Genomic DNA, 20,011 nt, shown 5'->3' with positions numbered 1-20,011 from the left:
AAAGGAGGACGACTATTTTGTCTAAACCGACTACGGCCAGACGACTGATTTCTTACGCCCTCGTCTACAAGTTCAGAATTCTCGGTGCGCTGCTCATTCTTTGCTGTTCAGTAGCTGCCGAACTGGGCGGGCCTTATATAACGAAAACGATTATCGATCAGCATCTCTCAACCGGTGCACAAGAAATTGCCCCTGTGCTCAAACTGCTCGGCCTCTATATGGGCTTACTGCTAACAGCGGGTCTATGTAATTATTCACAAGCGTACATCCTCCAATCCACCGCCCTGCAAATTATCAAAAACATGCGGATGGATCTGATGGGACACATTCAACGCATTTCGCTGCGCTACTTCGATAACACGCCGATTGGACAAGTTGTTTCTCGTATCGCCAATGATACGGAAGCTGTCCGCGATCTGTTCATGAGCTTCATGGCCACCTTCGTTGTCAGCATGCTGCAACTCGTCGGTATTTACATCGCGTTATTCTTATTGGATTGGCATCTTGCGATGTTTTGCTTGGTGCTGCCGCCGATCTTTGTAGTGATTATGTATATTCATCTCAAATATTCTAAAATCTTCATCACCATCATGCGCGCTAGGCTCAGCGATATGAACGCGATGATTAATGAATCGATCGTCGTGATGCCGATTATTCAGGCTTTTCGCCGGGAGAAGGTCACGCTGGATGAGTTCGAAGTGCTGAACATGGATCGTTATGTGAACCAGCGGAAGCAGTTCCGTATTTACGGCCTTTCTTCTCGAAATGTGGTAGGTACGGTAGGCAGCTTGGTTACGGCAATGGTCATCTGGTATTTTGGTGGAAAATCCTTGGGAACGGCCATTTCCTTCGGGGTGTTTTATGCGTTTATTGATTATTTGGGGCGGATTTTTCAACCGATCATCGGGATTTTTGATCAGTTGACGAATGCGCAGCGGGCTTTTGTTTCCGCGGAAAAGGTATTCACCATCCTTGACATGGAAGGTCAAGAAGTTGAGAAAACCGACCACGTTCGCCGCCCAGAGGGCATCGTGAAGTTCGATAACGTCACCTTTGCTTATAAAGAAGGGGAAAATGTCTTGAAGGGAATCTCGTTCGAGGCGCGAAAAGGGGAAACCATCGCCCTAGTCGGGCATACCGGTTCAGGCAAAAGCTCCATCCTGAACCTGCTGCTCGGCTTCTACGAGCCCAATGAGGGTGCCATTACGATAGATGGCCGCAACATCAAAGGGATGTCCAAGCAGGCGCTGCGCAAGCATATGGGGATCGTGCTGCAGGATCCGTTCTTGTTCGCAGGGGACATCAAGTTCAACGTAAGCCTGTACAACCAGGACATTTCGCTGGATCGGGTCAAAAAGGCGTTGCTGGATGTCGGGGCAGCTGGCTTTATCGAGCAGCTGCCGAACGGCTACGACGAGCAGGTCGTCGAGCGGGGAAGCACGCTGTCCTCCGGTCAGCGGCAGTTGATTTCCTTCGCGCGCGCGCTGGCGTTCGATCCATCGATCCTGATCCTCGATGAGGCGACAGCCTCCATCGACAGTGAGACGGAAGGCCTCATTCAGCGCGCGCTGAAGGTTGTGAGTGAAGGGCGCACGACGCTCGTCATCGCGCATCGGTTGTCCACGATCCGCGATGCGGATCAAATTCTTGTGCTGCACCGCGGCGAGATCGCCGAGCGTGGCAATCATGACACGCTCATGGCGCTAGGCGGCCGCTACGCGAAAATGTACCAACTGCAGAAGGGTGCTTCAGCAGTTGTTGGGTAAAGAAAAGGCGCTTCCTCGATTGGTGAGGAAGCGCCTTTTCTTGTTGCGTGACTGAGGGTACGACAGATGGTTTCTCAACTGCTACTTTCTCACCTTACGCTCCTGCAGATAACTCCACAGCATCAAAACAAACCCCGCCGCGGTCAATCCCGCGCCGATCCAAGGCAAAGATGTCAAGCCAGTGTGCGTAATCGCCCAACCACCGAGAAAAGCACCGCCCGCATTGCCGAGATTCAACGCAGAATGCGTTGAAGTGGCAGCCAGCTCAGGCGCTTCCTTAGCCAGATTCATGATGCGAATCTGCAGTCCTGGCAAGATCCCAAAAGACGCAATCCCCCATATAAATATGGTGATAATCGCGGCAACCGGGAACTGATCCGTGTACGCGAACACAGCGAGAATGAGCGCCAGTGCGGCGAAATTGCCGATTAAGGAAGGCATGAGCTTCCAATCCGCGAGCTTTCCGCCCACGATGTTACCGAGGGTCACGCCGAAGCCGAATAGAACAAGAATCCATGTCACACTGCTTTCTTTAAAGCCCGTTACATGAATTAGAATAGGAGCGATGTAAGTAAACACGGCAAACAAACTACTGCAGCCTAACGCCCCAATCAGAAAAACAAGCAACAACCGCGGCTGTAAAAGAGAACGGACCTGCCGTATAAGGCTGCTGTTTGTTTTCTGTTTAATCTGAGGGATGAAAATAAGAATGCCGATGAAAGAAATAATCCCCATGATAACAACAGAACCGAACGATGCCCGCCAGCCTAGATGCTGACCAATATAGGTCCCAAGGGGCACGCCTAGAATATTGGCGATCGTCAATCCGGCCATCATGACAGAAATGGCACTCGCTCGTTTTTCGGGTCGAACCAAGTTCGCCGCGATGACAGAGCCGACTCCGAAGAAGGTTCCGTGCGCCAAAGCTGTAATCAGCCGTGCGACAAGTACGATACTATAGGAGGGAGCAAGCGCAGCTAAGCCATTTCCGAGAATGAAGATCAGCATCAGCACCAAGAGCAAGCGCTTCTGCGGAAGCTTATGGGTCAGCATAGCGAGAATCGGAGCGCCGAAAGCGACGCCAAGTGCATAGCCCGTAATCAACTGCCCCGCTTGAGAAATAGTAACGTTCAAGTCATCCGCCACATTAGGCAGAATCCCCATGATAACGAACTCGGTCATACCAATGGCGAAGGCGCCAACCGTTAAGGAGAAAAGGGAGATAGGGAACCGTTCTTTCGCGGCTACCGTCCCTTGCAAGACGTGTGAAGTATTCATAATTACGTAAACCAACCTTTCTTACCATTCTTAAAGGCTTAATCATACCACGAGTCGTATCGGAAAAGGTGTGACATTGTTGTTCATTATTTTGCCATAAGTAGGAGAATGGCAGCTGAGGAACACTATTCTTGTGTCACAAAGCATGAAATGAGCACATTAAATTAGGCTCATTCGATCCTCAGCGTGATTTTCAAAATAACCTGTTGACATTTATCTTGAAATAAAGTATCTTTAAATTAAGATAAACGAAGCAAAGAAATGAGGTGAAGCAACATGAGCGAAGCAAGAAATGATTCTCTAGATCTTTATATCGCCCTTTCCAGAGCGAGCGAGTGGGTCAATGCCCACGGGGATCGAGATATTCGCAAGCATGGACTGAACCGCACAGAGTTTGGTGTTCTGGAGCTGCTTTACCACAAGGGAGCGCAGGCCATTCAACAAATTGGCAGCAAGGTGCTGATGAGCAGTGGAAACATCACGTATGTGGTTGATAAACTGGTCAAGAAGGAATTCGTAACGCGTAACACGTCGACGGAGGATCGCAGATTAATTTTTGCTGAAATTACGGAAAAAGGGAAACAATTTATTGAAGATGTATTCCCGAAGCACGCCGAAGTGATCGAGAACGCAGTTGCAGGGCTGACGGATGATGAGAAGAAGCTCGCAAGTAAGCTGTTGAAGAAGCTTGGGAAATTCGCGCAAGAGGGGTTCAAATAGAGGATCAATTGAAGCTCTTCTCATCCCCTCCCGCAAGCACATCTTAAATGATAACATCTCATGTAAACTACCTTAAAATAAAGATTCTTAAATATGAAGGAGTTGGCTATTATGACAACAACACTACAAACTGCAGGTATTCACCATATCACCGCTTTCGTTCAAAACGCACAGGAAACCGTTGATTTCTACTCAGGTATTCTAGGACTTCGCATGATCAAAAAAACGATCAACTTCGATGCACCGGAAGTCTACCATCTCTACTTCGGCAATGAAGCAGGCAGCCCAGGCACGATCATTACCTTCTTCCCTTATGCGGGATCCCGTAAAGGTCGGATCGGCGGCGGTCAAGTCGGCATCACGACTTACGCGGTGCCAACGGGCAGCCTTTCCTTCTGGGAAGCGCGTCTAGCGAAATTCGCTATCGCTTATGAGAAAACAGCTCGATTCGGTGAAACGTATCTACAGTTCAAAGACCCAGACGGTCTAAGACTTGAGATCGTGGAACGTGAGCAAGGCGTGCTGAGTCAGTGGGCATTTGGCGGCGTCCCAACGGATAAAGCAATCAAAGGCTTCGGTGGGGCTGTCTTGTACAGTACCGCTCCAGACAAAACTTCGGAGCTGCTAGTCAACGTTATGGGGCTTCAAAAAGTAGGGCAAGAAGGTGCCTACGCACGCTTCACATCCTTCGGCGACCTAGGGAACATTGTTGATATCAATGTAACGCCAATGGATTACGGCGCTGGCGGAGCGGGGACTGTGCACCATATCGCATGGCGTGCCAAAGATGATGCCGAACATGCGCTTTGGAGAAGCCACGTAGCGAGCAATGGCTACCACCCAACACCAATCGTAGACCGTCAATACTTCAATGCGATCTACTTCCGCGAAGAAGGCGGCATTCTCTTTGAAATTGCCACAGATCCTCCGGGCTTTGCACGAGATGAGCAGCCAGAAGCACTTGGCGAGAAATTGATGCTGCCGGAATGGTTCGAAGCGAGCCGTGATCAAATCGTGAAAAATTTGCCGCCGATCGAAGTGCGGGTATTGGAAGGTGATCAAAAATGAGACATATTTTTCAACAAGGTTCTGATCTAACTGCGCCCGTGCTCGTTCTGTTTCACGGAACGGGCGGGACAGAGCAAGACTTGCTGCCTTTGGCGCAGGCGATTTCACCAACTTCCTCCGTACTGAGCGTACGAGGGAATGTCCTAGAGAATGGCATGCCGCGGTTTTTCCGCCGGCTAGCAGAAGGCATCTTTGACGAAGAGGATCTTATCTTCCGCACGAAGGAGGTATATGATTTCCTCGACGAGGCAGCGGTAGAGCATGGCTTCGATCGCAGCAATGTCGTTGCGATCGGTTACTCCAACGGCGCGAACATCGCGGGCAGCCTTTTGTTCCACTACCCGAATGCGCTTCGCGCAGCCATTCTGCATCATCCGATGGTGCCGCGGCGCGGCCTGCAGCTCCCAGATCTGTCGGATACGCCAGTTTTCATCGGCGCAGGGAAGAATGATCCCATCTGCTCACCAGAGGAGTCAGAGGAGCTAGAGCGATTGCTGAGCAATGCCGGATCGGATGTTCATGTGCATTGGGAGAATTCCGGTCACCAATTAACGCGTTCCGAAGTGTTTGCGGCTGCAGAGTGGTTGAAGGGGATTGTGGTCTAAGTGGTGTATCCGAGCAAAAAGGAGTGATCACGATGTTAGCCATTGATCCATCAATGCAAAGCGAACGAGACAACTATAAGCTGCTCATCGGCAGCATTATTCCGCGGCCGATTGCCTTTGTCACGACGTTGTCTGCCGAAGGGGTGCTGAATGCCGCTCCCTTCAGCTACTTCACCATCGTGACGGCCGATCCGCCGATGGTCGCCGTCTCCGTACAGCGGAAGCAGGGTGTCCGTAAGGACACCTCCCGCAACGCGGTCGATACAGGGGCCTTCGTCGTTCATATCGCAGGCGAGTCTTATATCGACCAGATCAACCAGAGCGCCGCTGCGCTCCCGCCTGAGGAGAGCGAAGTGGCGCTTACCGGGCTAACGCCCGTCGCGAGCCGCCAAATCGCCGTACCTGGCATCGCAGAAGCCAGCATCCGGATGGAATGCGTGCTTGAGCAGGTGATCCCGCTAGGAGGAACAACAGAAGCACCCTCGGCAGATTTGTTGATCGGCCGTGTCGTCTTTTTTCACATTGACGAGTCATTATATGAAGATGGACGTATTGATCCAGCGAAGCTGAAGCCTGTAAGCCGGCTAGCCGGCAGCTCGTATGCGAAGTTGGGAGAGCTTTTTACAAGGGATCGACCAAAATGAATGAGAGGTGAATTGCTGCGTTCTTCCTTAGAACGAGAGGCGATTCGCCTCTTTTTTGTGGCGACTGTCTTTTATTGCATTTTACAAAAAGACTTTACCCACGTATGATGAGATAGCTATGTAAGATTTGTTATCCTATAACGGGAACTTATTTCGATTCGTAACGTACTACTTCAAATGATATTAACTTACAAGATCCGACACGACGCGGAGAGAGGGAGTTCTAACAGGATGAAGCATGAGGATAAGGGTGGGTGGCGGTCTGATATCGCACCTTTCGAAAGACCACATATGAAGCATAGTGTGTGGCAAATTATCAATACAGTGGGACCCTTTTTCGTGCTTTGGTATTTTGCTTTTCTAAGTCTTTCCGTTTCAATTTGGCTAACGTTCGTGATTGATCTAGTAGCCGCAGGGTTTTTGATCCGCATTTTCATCATTTTCCATGATTGCTGTCACAAATCCTTTTTCAAAAATAAACTCGCCAATGAAATTGTCGGCACGCTAACAGGAATTCTAACCTTCGTACCTTACCATCAGTGGCGCCATACACACTCGGTTCACCATGCTTCTAGCGGTAATTTGGATCGAAGAGGTGTAGGTGATATATGGACGCTTACCGTGGATGAATATATGCAAGCTTCTTGGCTCAAAAGAATGACGTATCGCTTGTACCGCAGTCCGTTTGTGATGTTTATTGTTGGGCCGATTTTCATCTTCCTTATTGATTATCGATTTAACCGCAAGCGTGCGGGCATGAAAGAAAGAATCAACACGTATATCACGAATATCGCCATCGTTGGCAGCGTCGCTTTATTATGCTGGGGCATGGGCTGGGAGTCCTTTCTGCTGATTCAAGGGCCAATGTTTTTCTTCTCAGGTATGGCGGGGATTTGGCTTTTCTATGTACAACATAACTATGAAGAATCGTACTACGAAAATGATGCAGAATGGGATTATGTGAAAGCCGCGATGCATGGCAGCTCGTTCTACAATTTGCCGCGCATTCTACATTGGATCACGGGCAACATTGGTTATCACCACATTCATCATTTAAGCCCGCGCGTACCTAACTATCATTTGCAAAAAGTTCACAATAAGAGCGCAGCACTTCGTAATGTGCAGACGATTACACTGAAAACGAGTTTGGAGTCTCTGAAATTCCGTATTTGGAACGAGGAGTCCAAGAAGTTCATTCAGTTCAAGGATTTGAAGCAATTCCGCGTGAAAGTGAAGCCGCGCATTATTAAAGCTGTAGATGTAGAGTAAGAAAACCAGCGTCCGACCTGTGGTAATAACTGCGGGTTGGGCGTTTTTTTAATAAAAATAGCATTGCAATACCACGATGTGCGCAGTATAATGCCTTTATGACGTCAAAAAGTGAACGGGTGTTTATTAATGCAAATTTTAAAAGATGAAGTCAAAAAGAGTATCCGCCAAGCGGCCCTGTCCGAGTTTAAGAAGCACGGGTATTTGAAAGCCTCCATTCGGCAAATTGCAGATGCCGCAGGCATAACACCTGGCAACATCTATCGCTACTTCAAAAGCAAGGATGATTTGTTCGACGAGCTCATTCAGCCTATTCAGGAGCAATTAGCTGAGGTTCTTCGCGTGTGTAAGCAAGAAGTGGATAACACCCTTTGTACGGCCTTGTCCGATCATTTGCTGATCCTACGCAAAATTGATGCCTCACTGATGCTGCTTTTCAAGGAATCCAGCACGGAGCTTACGATTCTTCTTAATCTGAGTGAAGGCTCGCGCTTCGCGTCGGCGAAACAGGAATTGATTACTCTGGTGCATCAGATTATCGCGGAAGTATTTACAGCGGAAATGGCACCAACAGGTGAGCTGCCACAGAAAGAGCAGCTAGCCGCTCGTATGATTGCGGCGACCATGATTGAGAGTGTTTGTCTCATTTTGCGCGACCATGAGGATGGCGATACGATCAAAATGCTCGTTGATGAACTGTTGTACCTGTATTGCACGGGTATTTCAGAAAAAATAAAGCTAAACCAGGCATAAATTTTTTTAACTCAATAATGAACGCTTGTTTACTATCAGTTAGGTGAGTGGAGGAGAAGAGAGAGATGAAATCAATTATTAAATGGCGTTGGGCGATTGTGGCGGTATGGCTGGTGGCGACGGTGTTGCTGACGGTTTTTCAACCCAATGTGAATGCGATTCTGGGACTTAGAGGGCAAGATCCGCTGCGTAATGATAGTCCGTCTAAAGTTGCATCGACGATTTTGAACAAAATTAATGGGGTCGAGGGAACCAGTGATATCGTGGTCTTCCATAACCCGGATAAGCTGTCGGATGCGGATATGAAGGCAATTGAGGCAGGCATTTCGAATATGAAAAGCCACCAATCTGAGCTTGGCTTCGATCAACTGCTTGATCCGTTTTCCATACCGGACGCGAAGTCTTCGCTTGTGTCCGAGGATGGCACGACCTTAATGGCGAGCTTCTCCTTGGACAAAAGAGGTCGGCACGTCGATGACATTCAGCAGGAGTTTGACGCTGTTTTGAAGGACGTGAAGGTCGATTATTACCTCTCTGGGGAGGATTTCATCCAGAATGATTACATCAAGGCTTCCGAGTCAGGCGTTGAGAAAAGCGCCGCGTTAACGGTCATTTTCATCTTAGCTGTGCTGGTGATTATGTTCCGTTCCGTGATCATTCCTGTAGTTTCATTGCTGGCGGTAGGTATTTCATACCTTGTTTCGATGGGGATTGCCGCACAGCTTATTGATAAGTTCAACTTTCCGGTGACGAGTGTCACGCAGATGCTGTTGATTTTGATTCTTTTCGGCATCGGTACGGATTATAACATTCTCTTATTTAATCGATTCAAAGAGGAATTATCCCATGGCTTATCCGTGGATGAAGCGATCAGTGTGACGTACCGCACAGCGGGTAAGACGATTTTCTACAGTATTTTGACTGTGTTTATTGCATTTGCCGCTTTGACGTTCTCGGATTTCGGAATTTATAAATCAGGGAATGTTGTTGCGATTGGAACCGCAGTACTCTTGCTCCAAATCGTGACGGTGACGCCATTTTTCATGAAAATGCTGGGGAATAAGCTCTATTGGCCCTCTAAGGGTGCAACGGGGCATAAGGAAAGTAAGTTCTGGGCGGGCTTAACGAAGATTGCGGTAAAAAGACCTGTGATCACGACGGTGATTATTTTGATTGTGACAATTCCGCTTGCGCTTTCTAATCATCAGAAGCTGTCTTTTGACCAGTTGAAGGAGCTAGGAAATGATCATCAATCCACGAAAGGCTTCAGCCTTGTGGCGGATCATTTCAGCCGCGGTCAGGCGCTTCCAACCATGGTTGTCGTCCAGAATGACCAACCGCTCAACACGAACGATGGCTTGGCCGCGATTGATAAGGTAACGGAGAAGCTGAAAAGTGTGCCAGGCGTTGCCAAGATATCCAGCGTGACGCAGCCGCAAGCTAAACCGATTGATGATTTTTATATCTCAAGTCAGACCAAGACAGTTGCAGATGGCATTACCGCTTCTCAAAAGGGTGTAAACCAAATTCGTGACGGACTTACGCTGATGCAAAGTAAGCTTGCTGCACCAGATACGTCTAACGTTGGCCAACTCGTGGATGGCACAAGTCAGGTACAGGATGGCTACAGCAAGCTGACAACTGCGCTTAATCAGGTATCGAGCGGCATTGCGCAAGGTGCCGGCGGTGCGGGAGAACTAAGCGCGGGTATTGCTGCGCTGAAGGATGGCATGACGCAAGTCGAGAGCAATACCGCGAAGATTCATGAAGGGCTTACGCAGCTGGGGCAAGGCTATAGCGCGATGACCGATGGCTACAGCCAGATTGAGAATCAACTTACTGGCATTCAGCAAGGTCTAGCCGGTATGAATGGGCTGATTGGCGGACTTGGCAGCAAGTACAGCCAGCTTACGACTGATACGGATTACATCAAGTTGAAGCAAACGGGCGAGGGGCTTGCCTCCGGTCTGACGCAGATGAGCGGCGGGCTTGCGGAGCTTGGCAAGAACGCAGCCAAGCTGAATGGCGCTTTCGCGGACACGACGAAAGGGTTAGCACAAGTGAACGGCGCGCAGGCGCAGCTTGCCGCGGGATTGGCGCAGCTAGCGAGCGGAGCGGATGAGCTCGCGAAAGGGCTGAAGCAAGGCAGCGCGGGCAGCCGCGAGATCGCTGCGAACATGGCGAAGCTGAACGCTGCGCTAGGCAGCGTCAAGGACGGTCAGCAGAAGCTGAGCGAGGGCTTGTCGGGACTCAGCGGCGGCATGGGCCAGCTGAAGGACGGTCTTGGCCAGAGCGGCAACGGACTCGGTGACGTGTCCGAGGGGCTCGGCAAAACGAGCCAGTTCCTGACGCAGCTAAACGGTTCGAAGACGTTCTTTATCCCGAAAGAAGCGCTGTCGAGCGCTGATTTCGGAAAGTCCTTGGACAATTTCATGTCCAAGGATCGGACGATGACGAAGATGATCGTCATCTTGAAGGATGATCCGTATTCATCGGCCGCGATGGATACGATTGAAGGTATTAATGCGGAGCTCGCTGCTAGCGTAAAGGGCACCGTGCTCGAGAATGCGAAGGTGGGCGCGGCGGGACCGAGCTCAACGACGTATGACACGAACAAAGCGCAGGTGAAATCGTTCAACAGTACTGCGATTATCGTCATCATCGGCGTGTTCATCGTCTTGTTGTTCGTGATCCGCAGTTTCTGGCCAGCTGTCTACATCATTCTTTCTTTAGTGATATCCTACTACGTAGCGATGACGGCAACCAATGTCGTTACGGATAAAATCATCGGTGCCGACGGGATTTCCTCCTTCGTACCGTTCTTCTCCTTCATCATTATTATTGCGGTCGGCGTTGACTACAGCATTTTCCTGATGATGCGCTACAAAGAGCTTGGCGAGTTATCGCCAGCGAAGGCGATTGTGCAAGCCGCTAAGCACATCGGCGGCGTGGTCATTTCGGCCATGGTCATCCTCGGCGGAACCTTCGCCACGCTCGTGCCATCCGGCCTCGTCTTGCTGATCGAGCTTGCCGTGGCTGTCATCGTCGGCCTCATCGTGCTCTGCTTCATCTTGCTGCCGATGCTGCTGCCGGCCTTGTTGGCCATGCCAGAAGCACTACGGGCGAAGCGCGGTGTTGCGGCGCATAAAGTGTCGACGGAGAGTCGTACGGCGTAACGAGTGATCCGCCAATTGAAAAGAGAGAAATGGAAGTGCCTTCCCACTTGTGTGTGGGAGGGCACTTTTTTGCGTATAGCGCTGTAGTCACAGAGCCCTATCTCTGTCTCCGCTTCTCTGGATTCACAACCGCCACTAGACCCCGCCACCGAACTCGACGTCGAATATGACCCCAACCCCAACCCCAAGCCCCCCATGCTCAGAAATCCTGCTCGATCACTAGTGACGGCTTTCCATCACCTAACGGACATGGATGCCGTTATTTCGTACAGCAGGGGTCTTTTCTGGATTTAACGGACACAACAGCCGTTAATTGGGCATGATGACTCCAAATATGCCTGAATTTTGGTAAATAGCGGCGTCTGTGTCCGTTAGATTTTCGAAACCCCTGAATCCGAGCAAATAACGTCGCTAGTGTCCGTTAGCGAGGTTGGAAAGGGAGGGACACCCATCCCCTCAATCCCCCCGCCTCGCTATAGTGATGAAAAGGCTCGTACCCACCGAATCGCAACACTTCTTGTTCCGATCAAGCACGGCGAACCGAAATACGTGTCCTATTTCATGGATGATCAAGGCTTTGACGTTCATATCTACTTCACCGAAGACGGTATCACGAACCGCGTAGAAGTTCCAAAGGCTTACTAACATACCTGTTTAAACAGAGCGACCTCAACTCAGTACGAGCTGCCAAGAGGTCGCTTTTCCTATCTATTTTCCCCCTGCAAATCGCACCAAATTCCAGTTCGCCTATGAGGTTTTTTTATAATAAATTCCCCGTGCGGGAAAGTTACGTGAGAAATAAATCTATAGAAATCAAACATGATACCTAAAGTTATCGCATTGTAAGGGTTGCCAATTACACGGCATAATAAGGACATAAAAACATTCACTCAAAACGAGGGGGATTTACATTGGTGAAAAAGTATAAATCACTACAAGTCATTGCGGCAAGCTTGCTAGCCATTAGTTTAACAGCATGTGGTTCAGGTGGAAGCAGCACGAGCACGACTTCACCAGCGGCAGGAGCAACAACGACGCCAGCTACGGATAAGAAAGAAAACATCACAATCACGTTCCAAAACATATATCCGGATCCAACAGATCCGAAAAATGGTATGTTGAAGAAAATCGTAACCGACTACCAAACGAAAAACCCAAACATCAAAATCGAGCTTGATTCCCTGAACACGGATCAACAAAAGCTCAAATTGAAAACACAAGCAGCTTCCAAAGAAGTTCCTGACATCACTGTCGTGAACCCAGCTGCACAAATGCAACCTTTCGTTGAAGCAGGCCTATTTGCTCCATTGAATGACATGGTTGAGCAAAACGGACTTAAAGCAACGTTCCAAGAAGGTATCTTGAACTGGTACACGTTCAAAAATAACATTTACGCATTGCCAGATGGTAACAACATCGCAGTTGTTTACTACAACAAAGACTTGTTCAAACAAGCTGGCGTTGAAGTACCGAAAACATTCGAAGAAATGGTTACAGCTGTAAAAACACTAAAAGGCAAAGGCATTCAGCCAATGGCGATCGGTGAAAAAGATTCCTGGACGGGTTCCTTCTTGTTCATGAACGTCTTGCTTCGCACGAACGGCGGTCCTGGATTCTTGCAAGCTGTTGTTGATGGCAAGAAAACGTTCAATGACCCAGCATTCACAGACGCAGTTAGCTCTTTCGAAGATTTGATCCAAGCTGGCGCATTCCAAGAAGGCGCAACGTCCTTTGATTACAACGCAGGTGAAAACTTGTTCAAAACAGGTAAAGCAGCTATGTACTTCATGGGAAGCTGGGCAACTGGTGGTATCGAAACTTCCTCCGTTAACGGTAAAGTAGGCGTATTCCAATTCCCTACTGTAAAAGGTAAAGGTAACCCAGACGAGTTCATGTTAGCGCCAGGTAGTGCGTTCGCCGTATCTGCAAACAGCAAACACTTGAAAGAAACAAAAGATTTCTTGAACTACTTCATGTTGAACTTCCCTAAAGAAGCTTTTGCAGTTAAAGGCGCTGTAGGTATCGCACAAAAAGTTGACGGTGACTTCAAAGCTGCTGGATACTCCGATATGGCAATGGACGTTCTTGCACTGTTCAAAAAAGTTAAAGGCGGCGACCTGGCATTCGATAACACAATGAACCCAGGAACAGCTCAAGGCCACTTAACAAGCATTCAAAACCTCTTCGTACAAAAAGTAGATCCTGCTACTGTAGCGAAAGAGCACCAAACCGCTTACGACACGAACAAAAAATAAATTAAAGTTCTAAGCCCAATCGGGACTTACCTTGAGTGCCAACCCTGGTGCCCCAAGGTAAGTTCACATTGAAATATAAGAATTTATATGTTTCACATGATTCCCATGAAGGAGGCGAGCCAAGTGAATGTGTTAAGAGTCTCCAAGTGGACGATTGCCATGTTTGTACTGCCCTGTTTAATCATCTATGTCGGTCTTGTATTTGTACCTATTCTCGTGTCCATGTATAGTGGATTGCTGGAGTGGAACGGGATTGGCACTTCGAAATTCATTGGACTTGAAAATTTTCGTACGATGCTTTTCCATGATCCTGTATTTTGGCCATCTGTGAAACGCACGCTTATGTTTGCTGTATTTTCCATGATTGAAATCCCAATTGCTTTGGGTGTAGCTATTTTGCTTAATCGTTTTGTCAAAAAACCGAACTTCTTAGTTTCTAGTTACTTTTTGCCTGTTATTTTATCCGTTGTTATCGTAGGTCAATTGTGGAAAACGATCTATAACCCAGCGTCGATGGGCGGTATGCTCAATCAAGTATTAGATATGCTTCATTTACATAGCTGGACGAGATCGTGGCTAACCGATCCTAAAATTGCTATGTACTCTCTCTATTTTGTGGCCCTTTGGCAGTATTTGGGGTATCACACCTTGATCCAGTTTACCGGTATCCAGAACATCCCAGCTGATATTTATGAGGCTGCACGGATCGATGGAGCGGATGGGCTTAAAGCCGACTGGTATATTACATTCCCTATGAATATTCCGATTTTCAAAATATCGATCGTCCTTGCTTTTATTGGTTCCTTACAAGCGTTTGACATGATTATGGTCATGACAGGCGGCGGCCCGGCCCATGCAACAGATGTCATTTCTACCTTGATGTATAACAATTCATTCCTTTCCCTGAAATATGGGTATGGAAGTGCGATTGCAGCCTTCTTGGTTGTGGTATGTCTCGTAGCGACAGTCATTATTAACACGGTATTTAACCGCCTAGAGAGAAAATTTTCGTGAGGAAGGGGAGTGTCACCATGCAGAACGCCATGGAAGCAGTTTCGGCTAAACCTGCCATCATCCGGAGACGCAAAAGCTTCTCTATCCTTAAAGTTCTCGTCATTGCATTGTTGTCACTACTTGTAGTCACTCAGGTGTATCCACTGCTTTGGCTATTCATCTATTCGTTAAAAACTAATGAGGAAATTCTCTCAGGTCGGTTTTTCTCCTTGCCGCACGTGCTTCAATGGAAGAACTTCACCGATGCCATTAAAGCTGGTCATTACTTCCAATATTTAAAGAACAGCCTCTTTGTTACCTTAATAACGATGGTATGCGTGCTATTCTTAAGTTCATTGACGGCCTTTGCGATTACGCGGTTCAAATGGAAATACGGTCAATTGGTCATGGTGATCTTCCTCATTGGAATGATGGTTCCGATGCAGGCAACGTTATTGCCGCTCATGATCATTTTCAAAAATATGCACATCTTGAACACGCATCTTTCCATCATTCTGCCTTATATTGCGTTTCAGACGCCGGTTGCCGTCTTTATCCTTAGCGGCTTCATGAAATCCATCCCGGCAGAAATTGAAGAGTCAGCGGTTGTGGATGGTGCAGGGATCTTCAAGATTTTCAGCGGTATCATTATTCCAATCTCCGTTCCACCGATGATGACGGTGTGTATTCTAACCTTCATTAACATCTGGAATGAGTACATTCTCGCGGCGACGTTTATATCGTCCGAGCGACTTAAGACGCTTCCTTTCGGGGTGAACAGCTTCGTGAGTCAATATTCCGTTAACTATGGAGCCATCGGCGCTTTCCTCGTACTCGGTGCGTTGCCGGTTATTCTCGTGTATTTCTTATTAGCGGATAAAATTACAAAAGGTATGGTAGCGGGAGCGGTGAAGGGTTAACTTCACCCCTCTCTTTTTTCTGTTTGTGGGCAGCTATGGTAAAATAGCGAATACTATGTAACGAAAGGGGATGACAAATCGCGTGAGACGGGGCCTTAATTCCATTCATAATCGGCTATTCATGCTATTTATTACGTCTATGCTCGTGCTCGTACTGCTTGTCAGTGTCTTGTATTATCAGAAGACCACCCAAATTATACATAGTAAAATTAACGATCTGGCGCAAAAAAATATTTCACAAACCGTTGGTTTATTTGATTTGCTGTTACAAGGTTATGATAGTATAACGAAATCATTAAATAGTAACTATGAGATGCTCCGGTTAATTGAAGATCGCGACTTCAATACCGATATGACAGCTAACATTTTAAATGAACGTACGATTACGAATATTTTGGGAGCGATCTACTATTCGCGTGATGATATTATCGGGATTCATGTCATAACGAATGCAGGTAAAAACTACAATTATGAGCGCGGCTTCGATAGCGTCATTGATACCAATTATGCCTCTGCGGACTGGTATCAGAAGCTGCAGGATTCCTCCGGGGAAATGGTCTGGTTGGGGCTGGTGCAAGGGTCGATGATCAATCAGTTTCAACGAAATCCTCTCTTTGTTTTTGGAAGGAAACTCTTTGACCTTACTGACCATCGCGTGATTGGTGTCATGCTGATCGAAACCAATCCACAACCGATTCTCGCAGCCTTATCGAACGTAACGATTAGTCCCAATAGCCGCGTATACATTGTTGATCAAGAGAACCGAATGATTGCAACGACGGCAGAAGATAAGAAGAACTCTCCATCTTTCACTGGCTTACCTCGCCCGCGAACAAGTGAGGTTATTATTGATGATCGGACGGATCAGTTGATTGTGGCCGCGAAAGCGAAAATGTCGGATTGGACGGTTTTTGGCTTAACACCAAAAGGTGATATCAATGCCGAAGTTGTGAAAACGAGGGAGTACTTATACGTTGTTATTGTGGTTCTCATCATCCTGTCAACGGCCTTGGCGAGTCTGATTTCGCAGAATATTGCCTCTCCGCTGAAGCTGCTAATTCGTGAGATGAAGCAGGTGGAAATGGGGAATTTTAAAGGCTCAGTAACCGTCAAATCATTTGAGGAAATTAACTCCCTCGTATCCTCCTTTAATCGCATGGTGAATCGGATGGATGAGCTGATCGAACGGATTACGTTGGCCTCCATGAGTGAGAAAAATGCCGAATTGCAGGCGCTGCAGTCTCAGGTGAACCCTCATTTCCTTTATAACACCTTGGATATGATCTATTGGATGCTAGACGAACGCGAGAATGATCGATTAGGTAGAGTTATTCTGGCCTTGTCTCATATGTTTAGATACAGCAGTGACTGGCAGGAAGCATCGAAAACGACGCTGCAGCAAGAACTAGATCAGATGCGCCATTATATGACGATTATCGAGAACCGTTTGGAGGGCAGGGTACGTACGGAGATCCATATTGAACCGGAGTGGTTGGACGTTATTCTGCCGAAAATGACCTTGCAACCCATCATCGAGAATGCGGTTAAGTATGGGCTAGAGCCGCTGCGAGAGCTTGGCGTGCTTCGCGTGTTCACGCAGGTGCATGAGCAGGAGCTGCATATCGTTGTTTCCGATAATGGTGTGGGGATTGAGGAAAGCCTTCTTCGCCAGATGCAGGAAAGACTTGAAGGGGATGCACGTATGATAGGTGATCCTTATACCTATAAAGAGGCCAATAAGACGGACGATTTGCCTTTTATTGAAGGTAGCAAGATGACACGACGAGGCATCGGTCTGACCAATGTTCATCGACGAATTGCTTTAATGTTCGGAGAGACTTACGGACTTCGAATACAGAGTAAACAAGAGGTAGGAACTACGGTTATCATTGCGATGCCGCTTCCACGTAAGGGGGTATAACAATCATGGATATTCTTATCGTTGATGACGAAACGATTATTCTGCAAGGCATTCAACGTACGCTTCAGAACCGGTTCCCTGAATATACAATTTACTTGGCTTCAAATGCAGAGCAAGCGATTGCACTACTGCGCAGCCATACCATTCATATCGTACTAACGGACATTTTAATGCCAGGGATGACCGGTCTAGAGCTGATGAATATGTCGCGGAGTCGCCACCCGCACGTGAAGTGGGTCGTTATCTCTGCTTATTCGGAGTTTTCTTATGCGCAAGAGGCTGTTCGCCTTGGGGCGAAGGATTATTTGCTCAAACCGATCGGCAAAGAAGTGCTGAGCGAAATGATTCGGAAACTGAGCGAGGAAATCGCCCATGACACAGAGCTGATTGAGGAAGCGGAGCTGCTCAAGACGAATCGGAAATTTTTGCAGGAAGCTGTTTTCCAACGTTGGGTGCAGGGTATGGATACCGGACGTATTGATATGGGACCTTTCGTGGAGCAACATCCGTATTTTTACTTAATCATGGTCAAAATGGAGACCGACAAAGCGGTCTTTCTCGAAAATTTCATTATCGAAAACGTCTTGCTAGAGCTGATCGAACGATTCGGCAAGGGCTTCGTGACGGTTCACGACAGCAAGAGCCTGTTAGGGCTCGTCACGCCGCCCGAAGGAACAAGCATAGCCCATCTCGTTGAAGAACTTCGCAGCCATCTTATTAAATATTTGAAGGTACCCTTCCAAATCATGAGCACAGAACGGATTGAGCAATTCCAATCCGTACCTGCGGAGGTTCAGCGGATGCGGCAGGCCTCAACGACACAGGTCTATGAGCATCACGCCAGCGGCAGTGATCGTTCTGTTGAGGTTGCTCTCCAATATATGCGCACCCATTATCATGACGATCTTTCGCTGGAGAAAGTGGCGTCCATTGTGTATTTGAACCCTGTCTATTTCAGCCAGCTGTTCAAGCAAAAGACCGGTCAGGGATTCAAGGAGTTCGTCATTAACCTGCGCCTAGAGCAGGCGAAGCAGCTGCTGATGAATCCGAAAATGAAGCTGGCGGATGTGGCTGAACGCATTGGCTACCAAGATATGAGGCACTTTTCCCAGGTGTTCAAGAAGAAATATGGGGTTACACCATCGGAGTTCCGTCAGGAGCATACAGGCGATAAAGCGGATTCATTACTGTCAAGAGATTGATTCTCATGGAATTCTCATACAATTCTCAGAATAGTCGATAAATTAAGATCTGATGCGACTTTCCTCCTTCGTTGTTAAATATTAGGGCATTTGGCATGTGCTATGGTAGTAGCAGGTCAAACAAACTCATATTTAATTCCAAAGGAGGAAATCAATCATGATAGTTATGAAAAAGAACCGCCTTACACAATCCATCGCAGGTATTAGCCTTAGTCTTTCCTTGTTGGTTGCTGGAACGGCTTTGGTGCATCCGCAATCGACTTATGCAGCCTCTGCTACCACAATTGAAGCGAGCGCCGCTGCGACGTCCCTGAGCACTTCCCGCGTAAATAGCATTCTGCGAACAGCGAACTCGTATATCGGTAAGGTGAAGTATCGTTTCGGCACGCGAGACACGAACCGTCTCATCTTAGACTGCTCCGCATTTACGCAGCTTGTTTTTAGCAAGAACGGTATTACGATTCCGTGGGGCTCTAAAGCTCAAGCGAAACTAGGAACGCTGGTTTCCAAGAAGACAAGCCTAAGTAGAGGCGATCTAGTGATGTTCAGTACAACAACACCGGGACGTATTAACCATGTCGGCATTTATATCGGAAATGGGCAGTTTATTAGCAATACAACCAGCTCTGGCGTCGTTGTACGTGATATGAACTCAGGCTATTGGAAAGACCGTTTTATTATGGGGCGTCATTTTAAATAGAAGAGCTGATATTGACCACACCTCTCTCTAAATGGTATATAGTAGAAAACTAAAAACCATGTTAAGGGAGCTAAAATAAAATGACATTAAAGCTAGCGTTTGAAGCTGTGAAGAAGTTTCATGAAACGTTTGAGCATCCGGTGGGCGCATCACCACAGCGCCTATCTGCTCAGCGTAAAGCCGCGCGTCTGGCGTGGATGCAAGAAGAGTTGAACGAGTTTGAGGAAGCAGCGACCTTAGAGGATGAAGTCGATGCGATGATTGATGAATTGTATTTTGTACTAGGGACACTTGTTGAAATGGGTGTGGAACCTGGACCGATCTTCGATATCGTTCAACACGCGAACATGTCTAAGGTTTGGCCGGATGGCAAGGTTCACAAGAATGAAATGGGTAAAACCATCAAGCCGCCAGCCTGGGAAGACCCATTCGACAAAATTAGAACTGAAATTCATAGACAAAAAAATATGGAAAGTTGAGGTGAGGCGATCATGGCCTTCCATATCCGGCTCAAAGAGCTGCGGCAACAGCAAAATCTAACACTTCGTAAGCTCGGCGAGAAGGCGGGGATCTCTTACTCCATCTTGAATTCCATCGAAAACGGTCGAATCCTCCCGTCGAAAGATGTCGCATTAGCACTAGCTGTGGCACTTCGAATTGACGACAGAGAATCCTTCGTAGCTTTAGCAATAAATCCCTCTCAGCTATAATTGCAATACCTAATATTGTGTGGTACAGTAT

18 protein-coding genes are annotated in these 20,011 nt (G+C 47.7%); 17 read left to right on the top strand and 1 reads right to left on the bottom strand.

From position 1 onward, the window contains the following. Nucleotides 1-17: 17 nt before the first annotated feature. Entirely contained in the window at nt 18-1,766 is a 1,749-nt protein-coding gene (locus AC58P7_RS27715; protein WP_497348785.1) for an ABC transporter ATP-binding protein, read from the top strand. A gap of 81 nt (nt 1,767-1,847) precedes the next feature. On the opposite strand, the gene AC58P7_RS27710 is transcribed toward AC58P7_RS27715, so the two are convergent. Further along, complete coding sequence (locus AC58P7_RS27710) at nt 1,848-3,044, bottom strand: MFS transporter (protein WP_497348783.1); 1,197 nt, start codon at nt 3,042-3,044, stop codon at nt 1,848-1,850. Between the two features lie 276 nt (nt 3,045-3,320). Between AC58P7_RS27710 and AC58P7_RS27705 the strand changes: the two genes are divergently transcribed. The 16 genes from AC58P7_RS27705 to AC58P7_RS27630 all read left to right on the top strand — a co-directional run bounded on the left by AC58P7_RS27705 (nt 3,321) and on the right by AC58P7_RS27630 (nt 19,980). Then, nucleotides 3,321-3,764 (top strand): MarR family winged helix-turn-helix transcriptional regulator, encoded by a 444-nt coding sequence (locus AC58P7_RS27705; RefSeq protein WP_497348781.1) that lies wholly within the window; start codon nt 3,321-3,323, stop codon nt 3,762-3,764. Between the two features lie 111 nt (nt 3,765-3,875). Beyond that, a complete protein-coding gene (locus AC58P7_RS27700; RefSeq protein WP_497348779.1) occupies nt 3,876-4,832 on the top strand; it encodes a ring-cleaving dioxygenase in 957 nt (318 codons plus the stop codon). After that, nucleotides 4,829-5,437 carry an alpha/beta hydrolase gene (locus AC58P7_RS27695; RefSeq protein WP_497348777.1) on the top strand — a complete coding sequence of 203 codons (609 nt, stop codon included), beginning with the start codon at nt 4,829-4,831 and terminating at the stop codon, nt 5,435-5,437. The genes AC58P7_RS27700 and AC58P7_RS27695 overlap by 4 nt, the downstream gene beginning before the upstream one ends. 32 nt (nt 5,438-5,469) lie before the next feature. Next, complete coding sequence (locus tag AC58P7_RS27690) at nt 5,470-6,081, top strand: flavin reductase family protein (protein ID WP_497348797.1); 612 nt, start codon at nt 5,470-5,472, stop codon at nt 6,079-6,081. A gap of 231 nt (nt 6,082-6,312) precedes the next feature. Then, entirely contained in the window at nt 6,313-7,350 is a 1,038-nt protein-coding gene (gene desA / locus AC58P7_RS27685) for a Delta(5) desaturase DesA (protein WP_497348775.1), read from the top strand. Nucleotides 7,351-7,479: 129 nt separating this feature from the next. After that, nucleotides 7,480-8,103 (top strand): TetR/AcrR family transcriptional regulator, encoded by a 624-nt coding sequence (locus AC58P7_RS27680; RefSeq protein WP_497348773.1) that lies wholly within the window; start codon nt 7,480-7,482, stop codon nt 8,101-8,103. Between the two features lie 65 nt (nt 8,104-8,168). After that, on the top strand, nt 8,169-11,279 hold the full coding sequence (locus AC58P7_RS27675; RefSeq protein WP_497348771.1) for an MMPL family transporter: 3,111 nt from the start codon (nt 8,169-8,171) through the stop codon (nt 11,277-11,279). Between the two features lie 414 nt (nt 11,280-11,693). After that, the gene (locus tag AC58P7_RS27670) at nt 11,694-11,924 is read left to right on the top strand and encodes a hypothetical protein (protein ID WP_497348769.1); all 231 of its coding nucleotides are present in this window, start codon (nt 11,694-11,696) and stop codon (nt 11,922-11,924) included. A gap of 266 nt (nt 11,925-12,190) precedes the next feature. Beyond that, on the top strand, nt 12,191-13,534 hold the full coding sequence (locus tag AC58P7_RS27665) for an extracellular solute-binding protein (RefSeq protein WP_497348767.1): 1,344 nt from the start codon (nt 12,191-12,193) through the stop codon (nt 13,532-13,534). Between the two features lie 123 nt (nt 13,535-13,657). Beyond that, a complete protein-coding gene (locus AC58P7_RS27660) occupies nt 13,658-14,548 on the top strand; it encodes a carbohydrate ABC transporter permease (RefSeq protein WP_497348765.1) in 891 nt (296 codons plus the stop codon). A 17-nt stretch (nt 14,549-14,565) separates the two neighbouring features. After that, on the top strand, nt 14,566-15,447 hold the full coding sequence (locus tag AC58P7_RS27655) for a carbohydrate ABC transporter permease (protein ID WP_497348763.1): 882 nt from the start codon (nt 14,566-14,568) through the stop codon (nt 15,445-15,447). A 121-nt stretch (nt 15,448-15,568) separates the two neighbouring features. After that, complete coding sequence (locus AC58P7_RS27650; protein WP_497348761.1) at nt 15,569-17,368, top strand: sensor histidine kinase; 1,800 nt, start codon at nt 15,569-15,571, stop codon at nt 17,366-17,368. 5 nt (nt 17,369-17,373) lie between these two features. Further along, nucleotides 17,374-18,570 (top strand): response regulator, encoded by a 1,197-nt coding sequence (locus tag AC58P7_RS27645; RefSeq protein ID WP_497348759.1) that lies wholly within the window; start codon nt 17,374-17,376, stop codon nt 18,568-18,570. 157 nt (nt 18,571-18,727) lie between these two features. Beyond that, on the top strand, nt 18,728-19,270 hold the full coding sequence (locus AC58P7_RS27640; RefSeq protein WP_497348757.1) for a C40 family peptidase: 543 nt from the start codon (nt 18,728-18,730) through the stop codon (nt 19,268-19,270). An 80-nt stretch (nt 19,271-19,350) separates the two neighbouring features. Beyond that, nucleotides 19,351-19,749, top strand: coding sequence for a pyrophosphohydrolase domain-containing protein (locus AC58P7_RS27635; protein ID WP_497348755.1), 399 nt, complete (start codon nt 19,351-19,353; stop codon nt 19,747-19,749). A gap of 12 nt (nt 19,750-19,761) precedes the next feature. Beyond that, on the top strand, nt 19,762-19,980 hold the full coding sequence (locus AC58P7_RS27630) for a helix-turn-helix domain-containing protein (RefSeq protein ID WP_497348753.1): 219 nt from the start codon (nt 19,762-19,764) through the stop codon (nt 19,978-19,980). Nucleotides 19,981-20,011 lie beyond the last annotated feature (31 nt).

It is taken from the genome of Paenibacillus sp. J22FR5 (genome assembly GCF_059691975.1).
Note: the sequence above shows the minus strand (reverse complement) of the source record. Positions and strands in the feature narration are given on the sequence as shown.